The sequence below is a fragment of the Ammonicoccus luteus genome (genome assembly GCF_050880385.1).
In the GTDB taxonomy this organism is placed as follows: Bacteria; Actinomycetota; Actinomycetes; order Propionibacteriales; family Propionibacteriaceae; genus Enemella.
In genome coordinates, this window is sequence record NZ_JBNZCI010000007.1 from 74,247 (window position 1) to 89,018 (window position 14,772).

The 14,772-nt window shown below is 68.0% G+C and carries 14 protein-coding genes; 3 read left to right on the plus strand and 11 right to left on the minus strand.

The annotated features are described in order from the left end of the window. The 11 genes from ACQ260_RS14680 to ACQ260_RS14730 all read right to left on the minus strand — a co-directional run bounded on the left by ACQ260_RS14680 (position 1) and on the right by ACQ260_RS14730 (position 10,724). Complete coding sequence (locus tag ACQ260_RS14680; RefSeq protein ID WP_432560203.1) at positions 1-891, minus strand: ABC transporter permease; 891 nt, start codon at positions 889-891, stop codon at positions 1-3. Next, on the minus strand, positions 888-3,371 hold the full coding sequence (locus tag ACQ260_RS14685) for an alpha/beta fold hydrolase (protein ID WP_432560204.1): 2,484 nt from the start codon (positions 3,369-3,371) through the stop codon (positions 888-890). The genes ACQ260_RS14680 and ACQ260_RS14685 overlap by 4 nt, the downstream gene beginning before the upstream one ends. A gap of 4 nt (positions 3,372-3,375) precedes the next feature. Beyond that, positions 3,376-3,840 carry a heat shock protein transcriptional repressor HspR gene (locus ACQ260_RS14690; RefSeq protein ID WP_432560205.1) on the minus strand — a complete coding sequence of 155 codons (465 nt, stop codon included), beginning with the start codon at positions 3,838-3,840 and terminating at the stop codon, positions 3,376-3,378. Next, the gene (gene dnaJ, locus ACQ260_RS14695) at positions 3,840-4,985 is read right to left on the minus strand and encodes a molecular chaperone DnaJ (RefSeq protein WP_432560206.1); all 1,146 of its coding nucleotides are present in this window, start codon (positions 4,983-4,985) and stop codon (positions 3,840-3,842) included. The genes ACQ260_RS14690 and dnaJ overlap by 1 nt, the downstream gene beginning before the upstream one ends. Before the next feature lie 56 nt (positions 4,986-5,041). After that, on the minus strand, positions 5,042-5,683 hold the full coding sequence (grpE, locus tag ACQ260_RS14700) for a nucleotide exchange factor GrpE (protein ID WP_432560207.1): 642 nt from the start codon (positions 5,681-5,683) through the stop codon (positions 5,042-5,044). 119 nt (positions 5,684-5,802) lie between these two features. After that, positions 5,803-7,677 carry a molecular chaperone DnaK gene (gene dnaK / locus ACQ260_RS14705; RefSeq protein WP_432560208.1) on the minus strand — a complete coding sequence of 625 codons (1,875 nt, stop codon included), beginning with the start codon at positions 7,675-7,677 and terminating at the stop codon, positions 5,803-5,805. Between the two features lie 156 nt (positions 7,678-7,833). Next, entirely contained in the window at positions 7,834-8,502 is a 669-nt protein-coding gene (locus ACQ260_RS14710) for a hypothetical protein (RefSeq protein WP_432560209.1), read from the minus strand. Between the two features lie 3 nt (positions 8,503-8,505). Beyond that, complete coding sequence (locus tag ACQ260_RS14715; RefSeq protein ID WP_432560210.1) at positions 8,506-8,874, minus strand: vacuolar protein sorting-associated family 26 protein; 369 nt, start codon at positions 8,872-8,874, stop codon at positions 8,506-8,508. Beyond that, entirely contained in the window at positions 8,861-9,538 is a 678-nt protein-coding gene (locus tag ACQ260_RS14720; RefSeq protein ID WP_432560211.1) for a vacuolar protein sorting-associated family 26 protein, read from the minus strand. Before ACQ260_RS14720 ends, ACQ260_RS14715 begins: the two co-directional genes overlap by 14 nt. A 102-nt stretch (positions 9,539-9,640) precedes the next feature. After that, positions 9,641-10,138, minus strand: coding sequence for a nitroreductase/quinone reductase family protein (locus ACQ260_RS14725; RefSeq protein ID WP_432560212.1), 498 nt, complete (start codon positions 10,136-10,138; stop codon positions 9,641-9,643). A 1-nt stretch (position 10,139) separates the two neighbouring features. Then, on the minus strand, positions 10,140-10,724 hold the full coding sequence (locus ACQ260_RS14730; protein ID WP_432560213.1) for an isochorismatase family protein: 585 nt from the start codon (positions 10,722-10,724) through the stop codon (positions 10,140-10,142). A 229-nt stretch (positions 10,725-10,953) separates the two neighbouring features. Here ACQ260_RS14730 and ACQ260_RS14735 point away from each other — a divergent pair, with 229 nt between their 5' ends. The 3 genes from ACQ260_RS14735 to ACQ260_RS14745 all read left to right on the plus strand — a co-directional run bounded on the left by ACQ260_RS14735 (position 10,954) and on the right by ACQ260_RS14745 (position 14,433). Continuing rightward, on the plus strand, positions 10,954-11,358 hold the full coding sequence (locus ACQ260_RS14735) for a RidA family protein (protein WP_432560214.1): 405 nt from the start codon (positions 10,954-10,956) through the stop codon (positions 11,356-11,358). Between the two features lie 283 nt (positions 11,359-11,641). Next, positions 11,642-12,220, plus strand: coding sequence for an antibiotic biosynthesis monooxygenase (locus tag ACQ260_RS14740; protein ID WP_432560215.1), 579 nt, complete (start codon positions 11,642-11,644; stop codon positions 12,218-12,220). 53 nt (positions 12,221-12,273) lie between these two features. Then, the gene (locus tag ACQ260_RS14745) at positions 12,274-14,433 is read left to right on the plus strand and encodes a beta-glucosidase (RefSeq protein ID WP_432560216.1); all 2,160 of its coding nucleotides are present in this window, start codon (positions 12,274-12,276) and stop codon (positions 14,431-14,433) included. Positions 14,434-14,772: the final 339 nt, after the last annotated feature.

Here is a 14,772-nt window from a genome sequence, read left to right on the forward strand (position 1 = left end):
TCAGCTGAGGACGTCGCTGCGCAGGAACCTGCGCACCCCCAGGCCGACGAACACCACCGAATACAGCACCGCCCACGCGACCCCCCGCGCGAAATCGGTCCAGGCGATCTCGTGGGCGAACAGGTCGAGCCACGCACGCGCATAGTGCAACGGCAACCCGTGCCGCAGCGCGCCGAGCGCGTCCAGGCTATCGAGGATCGCGGCGACGATCACGATCATCACGGCGCCGCCGACCGCGGCGAGCGGCGCTTCGGTCCGCACCCCGAGCAGGAATGCGAGCGACCCGACCTGCAGGACGTTCACGAACAGGAACAGCACCGTCGCGAGCAGACGCGGCCAGAGCTCTGGCCAGGTGAGCGTGGCGCCGGTGAGCCCGCGATAGGGATCGAGACCGTACGCCACAGCCCCCACGATCACGGCCCACAGGGCGAGGACCACGATGGCGATGAACGTCAGCGCGGCACCGACCATGAGCTTCGCGACCAGCAACCGCACCCGCGGGACCGGTGCCGTGAGCAGATAGCGCAGGGATTTCCAGTTGGCCTCCGTCGGGACCGCATCACCGAGAAACATGGCGGCGACGATCCCGAGCAGGAGGTCCGCCGACACGATGAGGGTGAAGACGGTGAAGTTCGGTGCCGACATGGTCGCGAGGTCGATGAAACTGGCAGCGCCGGCATCCGGTGCCCCACTCCGCCCGATGGCGAAGGCCGCCACGAACACCAGTGGCAGCACGAGGATCAGCGCGAACAGCCAACGGGTCCGGGCCCGGCCGAGCTGACGCCGCAACTCGTGTCGCAACGGCAGCGCAGTCCCCTGCGGTCCCGCCGCCTCGGCCCCGTGCCGCCCGTGCAGCTCAGCCTCGTGCCGCCGCGGCACCCCAGCCCTCATCGGGGCCGCACCTTGCGCAACCGATCCGTGAGGGTCTCCGGGCCGCCGCCGGAGCCGCGACCTTCGTCGATCACCGACAGGAACAGTTCCTCCAGGTGCCGCTTGCCGTCGAGCAAGTCCTCGACCCGTCCGCTCACCAGCACCCTCCCGGCGTCCATGACCACCACGTGCGTGCACGTCTGCTCGACCTCCCACAGCAGGTGTGAGGAGATGACGACTGTCCGGCCGGTGGCGGCGTACGCCTGCAGAATCGGCCGCATCGCCGCGATCTGGGGCGGATCGAGCCCGTTCGTCGGCTCGTCCAGGATCAACAGATCGGGCCGCCCCAGCATTGCCTGCGCGATGCCGAGGCGCTGGCGCATGCCCTGGGAGTACGACTTCACCGGTCGGTCCAGCGCCCCGCCCAGCGCCGCGACCTCGAGCGCCTCGTCAAATCCGGCTTCCGCGTCGGGTCGCCCGGTGGCGGCCCAATAGGCCCGCAGGTTCTGGCGCCCGGTGAGGTGAGGAAGAAGGCCCGGACCCTCGACCAGCGCTCCGACACGACGCAGCACCGGCGCGCCGGGCAGCACCGGCACGCCACGCACCCAGGCCCCGCCAGAATCCGGCCGGATCAGCCCGAGCACCATCCGCAGCGTCGTTGTCTTCCCGGCTCCGTTCGGCCCGAGCAGACCGACCACCTGACCGGCCTCGGCCCGCCAGGAGACGTCGGTGACGGCCCGGTGACCGTCCGGATAGGCCTTGCTCAGCCCCTCCACGACCACCGGCACATCGGCCAGTTCCGGCCGTTCCGGCAGCCGCACACGAGCCTGGTGATGCGTGAACCCCCACGCCACGAGGGCCACCAGGACCACGCCGAGCGCGATCAGCACGCCCACGAGTTCCGGGTCGAGCGGCTGGTCAGTCCCGACCTGCGTGCCCGTGAACTCCGGAAACTCCAATGCGGTGACCTGGACCCGGTCGACGCGGGCGACCATCGAGTTCGCGTACGCCGCGTCGGTCGAGTTCACGAGCACCCGCCAGGCGCTGCCCCGCTCGAGCGACCACGTGCCGCCAGGAAGGGTGACCGCGATCTCGGTCGGTCGGCCCGGAGTGACCGGCACCCGCACCGGGGCGACCCCACGCCGGGGCTGTGCGGCGGTCGCCCCGTTGACCTGCCACAGCGAGACGAACAGCGTGACCTCGGGCGCGCTCGACGTGACCCGCAGCCGGACAACGGGAGCCCCGACCGCGGAATGATGCTCGGACAGGTCGGCGGTGTCGAAAGCCGCGGACTGGCCCGGAAGAGCGGCGAGAGGATATGCCTGGAACGGGCTGTCGGACTCATCGCGCCCGAAGCTCGGCGCCCGGGTGATCGCCGCGGGCTGTCCGCCGGGCGGCGTGAGGATCGGGGCCGCCGGTGCATCGATCGGCAGGGAGACCGCGACGCCTGCGAGGCCGGGATAGTGGTCGGCGGTGAAACGCTTGGCGATTCCGCGGAAGGGGCGAACGCCCGGATAGCTGAACGCCGGCACGCTCTCCGGCGCACCTCGCAGATGGGTGTCGAACCAGGCTCGGACCGCCCGCTCGTCCGCGTCCGGGTCGCTCGGCTCGGCGTCGTGCCCGCCGTCGGTGAAGTGGACGGCGTATTGGGTCCCGGTGCGTTGCAGGGCGGCGGCCATGGCGTCCGCCTGATCGAGCCCGAACAGGGAGTCGGCCATGCCCTGCACGAGCAGCGTGGGGGCGTCGAGTCGATCAGCGGCCTCGATCGGGCTGCGGCGTTGCAGTTCGGAGAGCAGTTCGGGTGAGGGGCGCCCGGTCTCCGCGGCAGCCAGCAACTGGTGGCACAGTTCCGGATCGAACCGGCCGCAGGTCGCATCGGTGGGCGCAGATCCTTCAGCGTCGCGCAGCGTGGCCGCGAAGAACCCCGCGATCCATTGCTGCTGCAGCGGCCCGGGCGCGTCCGCGGCATGGTTGGGGAACAGTGCCCGGCCGAGATCCGACCAAGTGGCGATGGGCGCGATCGCGTCGATCCGGGGATCGTCGGCAGCGGCGAGCAGCGCTACCGCGCCGCCATAGGACGCCCCCGTCACACCGATGCGAGGATCCCCGGACCGGTCCAACCGCACATCGGGCCGCCGGGCCGCAAGGTCGATCAGCGCCCGCAGGTCTGCGCCCTCGATCTCGGGATCGTTGAGATGGATGCGGCCGCCGGAAGCACCGAAGCCGCGCGCGGTAAACGAGAGAACCGCATAGCCCTCCGCCGCGAACGCCCTTGCCTGCCCTTCCAGGTCTGTTTTCGACCCGCCGAACCCGTGCGCGAGGATCACCGCAGGGTATGGTCCGGGATCGTCCGGCAGGTGCCAGGTCGCATCGAGTTCGACCGGGGTGCCGTCTGCTTCGGCTGCGACCGGGACCCGGAGCGTCTCCGTGCGGGTCTCCGCATGCGCCCGCCCCGGCACCCACGCCAGGACCACGACGAGCAGGAGCACCAGGAGCCGCACGGAGTTATCGACCGATCGCCTTCGGCGGCGACGCCGCCCGGCGCGCCTGTTGAGCCGGTGTGAGCCGGACCCCCCCGGTCGGGTCCGCGGCGAAGACCCGGGATCCCGCGGGCGCGGCGTGGGCCTGGCGCAGCAGGTCGGTGAGTTGGCCGACTTGCTCCCGGAGGAGCTCCAACTCGGACTCGAGCTCCAGAATCCGGCGGATCCCCTCGAGGTTGACGCCTTCATCCTGGCTGAGTCGCTGAATCAGCCGGAGCCGGGCGACGTCGCGCGGTGAATAACGGCGTCCCCGCCCCGCCGTGCGGCGGGGGGAGACCAGACCGATGCGGTCATAGGTCCGCAGGGTCTGCGGGTGGAGTCCGGCGAGCTGGGCAGCGACCGAGATCACGAAGATGGGCGCGTCGCGGTCGATGACCGACACGCCGTCCCCCGGTGATTTCCTCGTGCGCTTCCGGCTCGGGCGGGCCATCAGACACCGAGCCTCGCGCGCGGGTCGGGCTCGTCAGCGGTCTGGGCAAAGGCCTGCAGCGCCGACTTCGCGTCCTCGGTCAGATGCGCCGGGACGACCACCTCGACGGTGACGAGCAGGTCGGCCTTGGTGCCGTCGGACCGGGTGGCGCCCTTGCCGCGGGCCCGGAAGGTGCGGCCGTTCGGCGTCCCCTCCGGAATCTTGATGCGCACCTTCGAACCGCTCAGGGTCGGCACCTCGATCTCCGCGCCCAGCGCCGCTTCCGCGAACGTGATCGGAACGGTCACGGTGAGGTTGTCGCCACTGCGCCCGAAGAGCGGGTGCGGCTGGACGTGCACGATCACATAGAGATCGCCCGGTGCACCGCCGTTCTCGCCCGCCCCGCCCTTGCCCTTGATGCGGATCCGCTGCCCGTCGGTGACACCCGCAGGAATGCGGACCTGCATGGTCTTCGTCGACTTGGCCCGGCCGGAGCCGGCGCAGACGGGGCAAGGATCCTCGACCACCAAGCCGCGACCACGGCAGTCCGGGCACGGCTCGCTGACCGCGAACATGCCGCCCGAGGCCGAGGTTGTCATGCCGGACCCCTGGCAGGTCGAGCAGACGTTCGGCATCGTGCCGGCCTTGGCGCCGGTGCCGTGACACGCATTGCACGCGTCGGTCGACACCATCTGGATCGGGACGGTCTTGCCCTCGACCGAGTCGACGAAGTCCAGCGTGACCTCACCCTCGACGTCGGTGCCCCGCCGCGGACCGCGACCGTGGGTCGTCGTCCTGGTGCCCCGGTTGAACAGTCCGCCGAACAGGTCGCCGAGGTCGGCGCCCTGCGCATTGCGGAACAGGTCCTCGGCGGTCTGCTGGGCTCGTCCCGCACCGCCCGCGGCCCCCGGGAAACGGAACCCGCCGCCGCCGAAGAGCCGGCGCGCGTCGTCGTATTCCTTGCGCTTTTTCGGATCCGACAGCACCGAGTTCGCCTCGGAGGCTTCCTTGAAGCGCTTCTCCGCGGCGGCGTTGTCAGGATTCTGGTCCGGGTGGTTGGCCCGGGCGATCTTGCGAAATGCCTTCTTGATGTCCTCCGCGCTGGCGTCCTTGGAGACGCCGAGGACCTTGTAGTAGTCCTTCTCGAGCCAGTCCTTCGTGCTCATGCGGCCCCTTTCAGTGGTCGTTCAGTCGGACGTTCAGTTCGGATGAGATCGGCAGATCACTCGGTCGGAGCGCCTTCGTCGGTGCCGTCCGTCGCGGACTCCGGCGCGTCGTCCGTCGGCATGCCCACAGCGACGCGGGCCGCCCGCAGAACCCGGCCTCTGAAGCGATAACCGACCTGCATCACATCGAGGACGGTGGGCTCGGTCACCCCGGGCATGGGCGCCTGCATCAGCGCGTCGTGCACCTGCGGGTCGAACACCTCGCCCTTCTCGCCGAAGATCTCGAGACCGTATTTCGTCGTGATCTTCTCCAGCTCATCCACCAGCAGCTTGAAGCCGCCGGCCATCTCCTCGTGCTGCTGGGCGATCCTGATGGTGTCGAGAACCCCACCCAGATCGACGATCACGGCCTCGATGCCTGCATTGCGCGCAACATCACGGTCCCGGTCGACCCGGCGCTTGTAGTTGACGTATTCGGCCTGCAACCGCTTCAGGTCGTTGGTCCGCTCACCCAAGGCCTGCTTCAACTCGGCGATCTCAGCGGCCTGGGCCGACTCCGCGGCCTCGTCCTGATTGGCTGCGGGCGCTGCAGGAACGTCGGTCACCTCACCGGTGACGGCTTCTTCGGCAGTGGGGGCGGTGGTCTCGTCGGTCACGTCCTGCTGATCCTGCGCCTCGGCTCGGGGCTCCGGTTCCACGTCTTCTCCAGTCGATGTCTAGTTGGGGGCCGGAACGCGTGTCCGCGGCCACCTGAAAATGTACGCCGGGCCGGGGCTCGTGGGGCTCTCGCTCCCGAGCCCCGGCCCAGCGGGTTGGGTCACTTGTTCTGGTCGTCCTCGTCGACGATCTCGGCGTCGACGACGTCATCGTCGCTGCTCGAGTCGTCGGTCTGGGCGCCTTCGCCAGCGTCACCCGTCGCGCCACCCTGCTGGGCGGCGGCCTGGGCATACATCGCCTGGCCCATCGCAGCAGCCTTGGCGTTCAGGTCGTCCATGGCGGCCTTGATCGCATCGCTGTCGGCGTTCTCGTCCTCCAGGAGCTCCTTGAGCGACTTGAGCGACTCCTCGACCGGGGTCTTGACGTCGTCACCGATCTTGTCGGCGTTGTCCGACAGGAGCTTCTCGGTGCGGAAGGCGAGCGAATCGGCCTCGTTGCGGAGGTCGACGGCCTCGCGGCGCTTGCGGTCCTCCTCGGCGTGCTGCTCGGCGTCCTTGATCATCTGGTTGATGTCGTCCTTGTTGAGCGCCGAGCCGCCGGTCACGGTCATGGACTGTTCCTTGCCGGTGGCCATGTCCTTGGCGTGCACGTGCACGATGCCGTTGGCATCGATGTCGAAGGTGACCTCGATCTGCGGGACGCCGCGCGGGGCGGGCATCAGGCCGGTCAGCTCGAAGTTGCCGAGCGACTTGTTGTCGCGGGCGAAGTCACGCTCACCCTGATAGACCTGAATCATCACCGAGGGCTGGTTGTCCTCGGCGGTGGTGAACACCTCGGACGACTTGGTCGGGATCGTCGTGTTGCGCTCGATGATCCGGGTCATCACGCCACCCTTGGTCTCGATGCCGAGGGACAGCGGGGTGACGTCGAGCAGGAGCACGTCCTTGACCTCACCCTTGAGCACACCGGCCTGGAGGCTGGCGCCGAGGGCGACGACCTCGTCCGGGTTCACGCCCTTGTTGGGCTCCTTGCCGCCGGTGAGCTCCTTGACCAGGTCGCTCACGGCCGGCATGCGGGTCGAACCACCGACGAGCACGACGCTGTCGATGTCGCCGACGGAGATCTTGGCGTCCTTGATCACCGCGTTGAACGGCGCCCGGCACCGGTCGAGCAGATCCGAGGTCATCTTCTGGAACTCGGCGCGCGTCAGCTTCTCCTCCAGGTGGAGGGGCCCGGACTCACCGAGGGTGATGTAGGGCAGGTTGACGGAGGTCTCGGTGGCCGACGACAACTCGATCTTCGCCTTCTCCGCGGCCTCGGCGAGGCGCTGCTTGGCGATCTTGTCCTTGCCCAGGTCGACGCCGTTCTTGTTCTTGAACTGGGTGACCAGCCACTCCACGATGCGGTTGTCCCAGTCGTCGCCACCGAGCTTGTTGTCACCGTTGGTGGCCTTCACCTCGAAGAACGACTTGCCGCCCTCCGAGCCGATGTCGAGCAGGGACACGTCGAAGGTGCCGCCGCCGAGGTCGAAGACGAGCACCATGTGGTCGCCCTCGCCCTTGTCGAGGCCATAGGCCAGCGCAGCAGCCGTCGGCTCGTTGACGATGCGGTCGACGGTGAGGCCCGCGATCTCGCCGGCTTCCTTGGTGGCCTGGCGCTCGGAGTCGGAGAAATAGGCCGGAACGGTGATGACCGCGTTCGTCACCGGCTCGCCCAGATAGGCCTCGGCATCGCGCTTGAGCTTCATCAGCACGCGGGCGCTGATCTCCTGCGCCGTGTATTTCTTGTCATCGATCGACACATTCCAGTCGGTGCCCATGTGGCGCTTGACGGAGCGGATCGTGCGGTCGACGTTGGTGACGGCCTGGCGCTTGGCGACCTCGCCGACCAGAACTTCGCCACCCTTGGCGAAGGCGACGACCGAAGGCGTGGTGCGGGAGCCCTCGGCGTTGGGAATGACAGTGGGTTCGCCGCCCTCGAGGACAGCAACGACGGAGTTGGTGGTGCCGAGGTCGATACCGACTGCACGAGCCATGGTGTTTTCCTCCAGAAGAGAGCTTGCTTATTGGATTGTCTTTAGTCTGGTGGGCTCAAGTTTCCCCTTGAGCCGCTCGGACTCAACTATGGCGCGACTCTCGGTCATGCGCAAGCAAAGTTGAGTTCACTCGACTCAACTCCGGGTGGACTCAGGTTATTCCCCGGGGTCGACAGGGGCATGAGCGCCCGCCTGCCTTGCCGCGGCGCGCTCGGCGGCCCAGATGTGCAGGTCCACCGCGGCGTCCCGCAGGGATGCTCCCGCCCGCAGACAGATGTCCCGCGCGGTGACCGGGTCCAGGACAAGTGTCGACGTACGCCCCGGCAACGCCACCGCCTCGATCCGCAACCGAGACCACGCCTGCAGCGCCGCGGGACTCAGGGCCGGGAACTCATAGGTGACGACCTCGAGACCACTCGCCCGCGCAACGCCGGACAGATCCTCGTGGGTCCCGGCAACAACCGTCGCCCCGCGCCGGAAGGCCTGGCGCAGCGCCCACCGTCGGGTGGCGGCGGCCATCCGGTCGGCCTCGTCCCAATAGACCAGCGGCGCAATCGGCGGGCGGCGCCATCGGCCGCGGCCAGGAGGAACGTAGTGATACGGCCCGGGTGCTGCCTCCCGCCAGCGCAGCAGATGGGAGGTCTTCCCGGCGCCCTTCGGCCCGATGAGTTGGACGAGGGTGCGGTGGGCGGGCTGGGGCGGCGGGGGTACGCCTGCCCGCGCGATCCACAACTCCGGAACAACACCCGGTTCTGCCTCGGCGACGAAAGGATTGCCGGTGAGCCCGAGGCGGGCATAGCCGCTGTCGGAGTACGCGAACCGCACTGCTCAGACCAGCCGCGGCGAGACCATGAACTCCCGCGATCCCCGGGGGTCGATGGCCCATCCCACGTCCACCCGGGCGTTCACCGACCAGATCACCCTCAGGAGCCGGCCGTGATAGGTGACCGGACCGTCCGGAGGCAGCACGAAGCGGAAGGGGAACTTGGTGACTGCGGTGGGCTGCCCGTCGGAGAAAGGCGTCCGGACGGAGGAGATCGTCCCGCGATCCGTGTCACCGCGACCCTCTGTGCGCCAGCCGACGGTGATCTCGAACCCGCGGCCGCGGGTGACGTCACGCGGATCCCAGGTGACCACGCCGCTGATCTCCTGGCCCACGACGAACGGTTCCCGAGTTTCGAACTCAACGGAGATCACGGACCACCTCCGGTGTGACGGGCAGGACGAACGCGTTGCTGATGTCTGGGCGATCCTGGACCGCGACGTGGATCGTGAGCCGCCACGTGATGGAGTTGTGCGGGGCGCTGAACGACGGCGGCAGCTCCGGCGGAAGACGCAGCTGCCAGGTGCCACGCAGCAGTTCCGCATCCCCGAGCGGGTCGGCAATGGCTTGCGGAAGGGGCTGTTCCCAGAGCTTGTGGGTCTGGGACGAAGTTGTGGTGCCCTGTTGATATTCGACCCATTCCGTGCAGCTGAGCACCGCCGAGAGCGCAGTGATGTTCGACCGGTCCGTGCGGCGCTGGGAATAGCTCACGCTCATCGGCTCCCCCATCCGGAGGGGCAACCGGGGCAGGACCAGTTCGGCGTCGCTCAGTGTCCTGCGCTGATACGTTTTCCAACCTGCCCGGCCGAGTTGCCAGAAGGCCACGAACAGCAGGAACACCCCGAACACGATCAGGCTGGAACGGCTCAGCGCAAAGACTGCCACCGCGCCGGCCAGGGCAACGCCGCCGAGCGCGAAGGACGAGGTGTTGCCCTCGGCCGGAACGCGCACGAGCGCGACGGTGCCGTCCGCCCGATAGTCCGCGCGCACATCGGGCAGGACCGACGGGCCCGGGATTGCCGGCAGGTTCCCGCTCACGAATAACCCTCCTGTGCTGTCCGCTCTGCTCTCGCGGCCCTGCGTCACGCTAGCTCAGCGGCGGGGCCACCCGGGGGCCGTGATCGGTCGTCTCGGCACCGCTCACCGGTGTTCGCCGTGGGTCGCGTCGCACACCTCGAAGACGGGGATGTCCCCGGCGATCGCCTCGAATTCGGCAAGGGAGGCGCGCCGGTCGACCGGGACATGCGGTCGGGCGCCGGGCACCTGAGCCAGATAGCGTTTGATGATGGGCGCGCGTTGAGCGGTCGGAACCTCGTTGAGGAGTACGCCGCGCGGCTTGCGTCGGCGAAGCACCGCGCGGCCTCCTGCCGCCCGGACGTTGCGCGTCCAGTTGCACTCACCGAGCATCGACACGAGGAACCAACGGCCCTCCCAGTCGGCCATCCCGAGCGGGAATCGCGTCATCCTGCCGGACTTGCGCCCGGGGACCTCGAGGGTTACCCAGCGTTTCGGCATCAACCCCTTGCCGAACGCCAAGGCCCACGCGCGCGCATAAGCGCGGGCGGTGCGATCACCGCGGCCACCGACATACATGTTCCGCGCTTCTTCAGCTCGCCGGCCGGTCCGTTCGAGGGCCATCTCACAGCTCTTTCACGAGCCGGGAGATGGCTCTGAACTGCGCGTGATCGGAGGTCCGCAGCCACTCGAAGGCAACCATTTCGGCAGTGACAACGGTGGCCCCCGCGGACGCCAGACGCGCGAGCGCAGCCTCCTTGTCCCCCGCCTTCCGCGAGCCGGACGCATCCGCGACCACCCACACCCGGCGCCCGGCCTCCAGCAGCCCGAGTGCCGTCTGCAGCAGGCAGACGTGCGTTTCGCAACCGGCGATGACGACGTCGCGGGGCCGATCGGAATCGGTGTCCAGGGCCACGAGCACCTCATCGAGACCGCCCTCGCAGGCGCCGAAGGTCATCTTCGCGACGACTCGGTCGAGCTGGTCACCAACAGGTGGGAGGTTCGGACCGAGCTTGTCAGGATTCTGGGCGGTGCCGATGACGGGGACCCCGAGGATGTGCGCCACCTCGGCCAGGAAACCCGCCCGGCGCAGCACCTCCTCGGCGTCGTCGATTGCGGGCATCAGTCGCTGCTGATAGTCGACCAGGACGAGCGCGGCGACGTCGGCCCGCATGCGAAGGTCATCCACGCGGTGCAGCAGGTTCGGCATTCGACACTCCTTCGTGGTGCTCGATGGGTCCTCACCGTGCACCCTACGGATCATTGGGAGCGCGATGGTGAGCAATCGCTCCGCTCCCCCCTACGCTGTGGCAAAGCTGACTGTGCAACCAAACCGATGCCGTGACGAAGCGGATCGGACGAGTCTGCGGGAGCACCGGTCACCCACCCCGTGGCCGGACTGGAAGAATGCCGTCGAAAGCAACGACAAAGGAGCGCTCATGGCTGGAACCCAATCGATCATGCCGGCGGACCTGCCGGAGGGACCCGCGGTCAACAACACCTATTCCTATGGGGTGCGCGCCGGCGACACCCTGCACATCGCGGGCATGGTGTCGTTCACCGCAGACGGCACGATCGTCGGCGAGAACGATGTCGAGACCCAGATCGACCAAGCGATGCAGAACATGAAGGCGGTCGTCGAGGCCGCCGGCGGCACGATGGACGACATCGTGCAGACCACGACCTATCTGGTGAACGTCTCCGACGCCCCGATCGCGTCCGCGGCCCGCGCGAAATATTTCACCGGCCCGGTCAAGCCCACGCACACCGTCGTCGGCGTGGCGGCCCTGGGCCGCCCGGTGTTCCTGGTGGAGATCGAGGCGACGGCGTACCTCGGCGACTGACACCCGTCAGCCGCACCCGACGCGGTCCAGTGCCTGAGATGTCCCCGCAGGCCGGGCGCCATCCCGCCCACGGCGATGCTGCGCCCCCTGCGGGTACATCTCAGGGGCCGGACATTCAGTGCCGCCAACCAGCACCTGACTGAGCCCCCACAAGCCAGTGCCGCCAACCAGCACCTGACTGAGCCCCCACAAGCCAGTGCCGCCAACCAGCACCTGGCTGAGCCCCGACAAGCCGATTTGGGATACTTAAACCATCACCACAGCACCGTCCGGAGGAAGCCCCGTGTCCCAAGCCGCCGCATCAGACAGCACTGCCGTCACCAGGATTGCGAGGCGCCGGGCATTGCCGGGGCATGAAGACGCCTACGAAGACCTCGTCCGAGAGATGTTGCAGATGATGAGGCACCACCACGGCTTCGAGGGCGCGGAGATCATCCCCCCGGAATCCCCCGGCTGCGCCTATCAGATCGCGGTCAACTTCGCGTCCGAGGCCGACCTTGCAGCCTGGGACAGTTCCTCCGACCGCAAGAGGATCTTCGAGCGGATGCGTCCCCACGCGGAGGGCGAGCCGGAGCACCGTCGCCTCAACGCGCTGGAGGAATGGTTCCAGGGTCCGTCCATCCCGGCCAACGCCCCGAAACCGCCGCGCTGGAAGACCGCCGTTGTCACCTGGATGGGCATCTGGCCGCTGGCCTCGCTGTTCATCTTCCTCGCCAAGTTCTGGAACCCGGACGGCCAAGTGCCGTTCCTGGTGATGACGGCGATCAACGTTGCCCTCATCGTGCTGGTAATGACTTATCTCGTGGCGCCGGTGCTCACCAAGCTGATGAAGCCGTTCCTCGTGCCACAACGCCGGCACTGAGGAACTTGCGGCAACTCCCAGCGACCGTGGTGCGGGCTGCCTAGCCTGACCATGTGAGCAACGACGCCCAGAATTCAGTGCCCGATCACCCTTGGACCGATCCGAGCCTGTCTCCCCGTCAGCGCGCCGAGGCCCTGGTGGCCGCGATGACGCTGGAGCAGAAGATTGCCCAACTCCACGGTGCGATGGAGACCATCGACATCTACGGCGCGATGAACCAAGCATCGACCGAGGAGGAGATGGCCCAACTCGCGGCGCAGATCCGGGTCGAACGCCACGTCGCGGCTATCGATGAGCTCGGCATCCCACGGTTCCGGATCACGAATGGTCCGGTCGGCGTCGGAATGGGTGACGGCACACCGTCCCCGCCGGCGACCGCTCTCCCCATGACGATCGGGGTCGCAGCGAGTTTCGACCCGGCGCTCGCGGCGGCGTACGGCGACATCATCGGCAGCGAAACCGCCACCCTCGGCCAACACGTGCTGGAGGGCCCGGGGGTCTGCCTGCACCGGACGGTCACGGCGGGTCGGAATTTCGAGTACTTCTCGGAGGACCCCTATCTGTCCGGCGTCATGGGCGTCGAGGTCACCAAGGCCATCCAAGCCCACGACATCATCGCGATGGGCAAGCACTATGTGGTGAACGATCAGGAATACGAGCGCTTCCGCACCAACGTCGAACTCGACGAGCACGTGCTCCGGGAGCTCTATCTGCTCCCGTTCGAGATGCTCGTGAAGGACGCCGACATCGCCGCGATCATGAGCGCGTACAACCGGGTCCGGGGCGTGTACGCGACCGAATACCGGTACACCCTCCACGACATCCTGCGGGACGAGTGGGGTTTCGAGGGCTATGTGCAATCCGACTTCTGGTCCACCCGATCGGCCGCCGCGAGCCTGAACGCGGGCCTCGATCACGAGATGCCGGATGCGAAGTGGCTCAACGAAACCAACATCAAGAACGCCCTCAACGACACGAGTCTGGAGATCGAAACGGTCGACCGTGCCCTCGTCCGTCGGTTCACCCAGATGTTCCGGTTCGGTCAGTTCGAGCGTCCCTATGCGCCGGGCGAGATCGACGCGGCCGCCCATGGGGCAATCGCCCGGCGGATCGGCGCGGACATGGCCGTGCTGCTCAAGAACGAGAGCGGGATCCTGCCTCTCGATCCCAACTGCGGGCGGATCGTGGTGATCGGGCAGGAGAAGTACGCCGCGCACGCCTGCCAGGGCGGTGGCGGTTCGTCTCGCGTTGATCCGTTGTACACGGTCGACCCGGTCCCCGGTCTCCGCGACGTCCTCGCGGAGCTCGGCGGGTCGGCAACGGTCGACAGCGTGGTCGTCGCGAACGACCTCGGCAATCTCGAGGACGCGATCGTCGCAGCGCGAGCTGCCGACGCCGTCATCATCATGGCCGGCCTGGTCGCGACCGAAGGCGCGGATCTGCCCGATCTGCACCTGCCGAACGACCAGGACCGGCTGATCGCCGCGGTCGGCGGCGTGAACCCGCGAACGGTGCTGGTCCTCAAGAACTCGAGCCCCGTGCTGATGCCCTGGGTCGACGACGTCCCGGCAATTCTCGAAGCATGGAATCAGGGCACCGAGGACGGCCATGTCGTTCCCGATCTGCTGTTCGGCACCGTCAACCCGTCCGGCAAGGTCCCGACCACCTATCCGCGCTCGGCCGACGACACGCTGATCGCCGGACGACCGGACCGCTATCCCGGCACCGACGAAGGCGCCGGCTATCCGGTCATCCGCTATTCCGAGGGACTGCAGATGGGCTATCGGTGGTTCCAGGCGCAGGACATCGAGCCCCTGTGGGCGTTCGGGTTCGGACTGTCCTACACGACATTCGAACTGTCCGACATCACCGTCGACCCGGGCGCGACCCCGGGCGGTTCGCCCCTGACGGTGCAGGCGACAGTGCACAACACGGGCGATCGCACCGGGGCCGAGGTCGTCCAGGTCTATCTCGGGTTCCCCGAGCACACCGGCCAGCCGCCCAAGCGCCTCGTGGGCTTCCGGAAAGTGACGGTCGAGCCCGGCGACAGCCAGACCGTGACGATCACGATCGACCCGGCAGCCACCCATCATCCGTTGTCCGTGTGGAGCTATGGCGACCGCGGCTGGGCTGTCCCGGAGGGCGAGTTCACCGTGTTCGTCGGCACCTCGAGCGAGCACGCCGCAAGGGCAGAACGGTTCGTCGTCGGCTGAGGTTCGCCATGCTCAGTTCCGTAACGTCGCGGGGTTCACATCCAACAACTCCCCGACCCACTTGCGAGTCCCGGCCTTCGAAGCGCCCGGCTCAGCCAACCGTTCCCGATACATCCCGACCGCACGAGCCATGAACTCATCGTCGTACTTCCCTCGGTGCTGCCATGGTGCCGATCCTCCCTTGCTAGATCGACACCCTCCGAGAACCCCAGGACGGTTCAGTTGCATCTCCCACAGGGCCGACCTCCCTCCACGACACGCCGGCGCCTACCTGCACTTCTGCCATATGGCACAACAGCAGCCGACGACACGCGTGTCGCACCTGCACGCCTGCCATAT

What these genes read in the sequence shown, in the direction of transcription:
- ACQ260_RS14680 (WP_432560203.1), bottom strand. Translation starts at nt 891, where the DNA reads ATGAGGGCTGGGGTGCCGCGGCGGCACGAGGCTGAGCTGCACGGGCGG.
- ACQ260_RS14690 (WP_432560205.1), bottom strand. Translation starts at nt 3,840, where the DNA reads ATGGCCCGCCCGAGCCGGAAGCGCACGAGGAAATCACCGGGGGACGGC.
- dnaJ (WP_432560206.1), bottom strand. Translation starts at nt 4,985, where the DNA reads ATGAGCACGAAGGACTGGCTCGAGAAGGACTACTACAAGGTCCTCGGC.
- dnaK (WP_432560208.1), bottom strand. Translation starts at nt 7,677, where the DNA reads ATGGCTCGTGCAGTCGGTATCGACCTCGGCACCACCAACTCCGTCGTT.
- ACQ260_RS14725 (WP_432560212.1), bottom strand. Translation starts at nt 10,138, where the DNA reads ATGGCCCTCGAACGGACCGGCCGGCGAGCTGAAGAAGCGCGGAACATG.
- ACQ260_RS14730 (WP_432560213.1), bottom strand. Translation starts at nt 10,724, where the DNA reads ATGCCGAACCTGCTGCACCGCGTGGATGACCTTCGCATGCGGGCCGAC.
- ACQ260_RS14735 (WP_432560214.1), top strand. Translation starts at nt 10,954, where the DNA reads ATGGCTGGAACCCAATCGATCATGCCGGCGGACCTGCCGGAGGGACCC.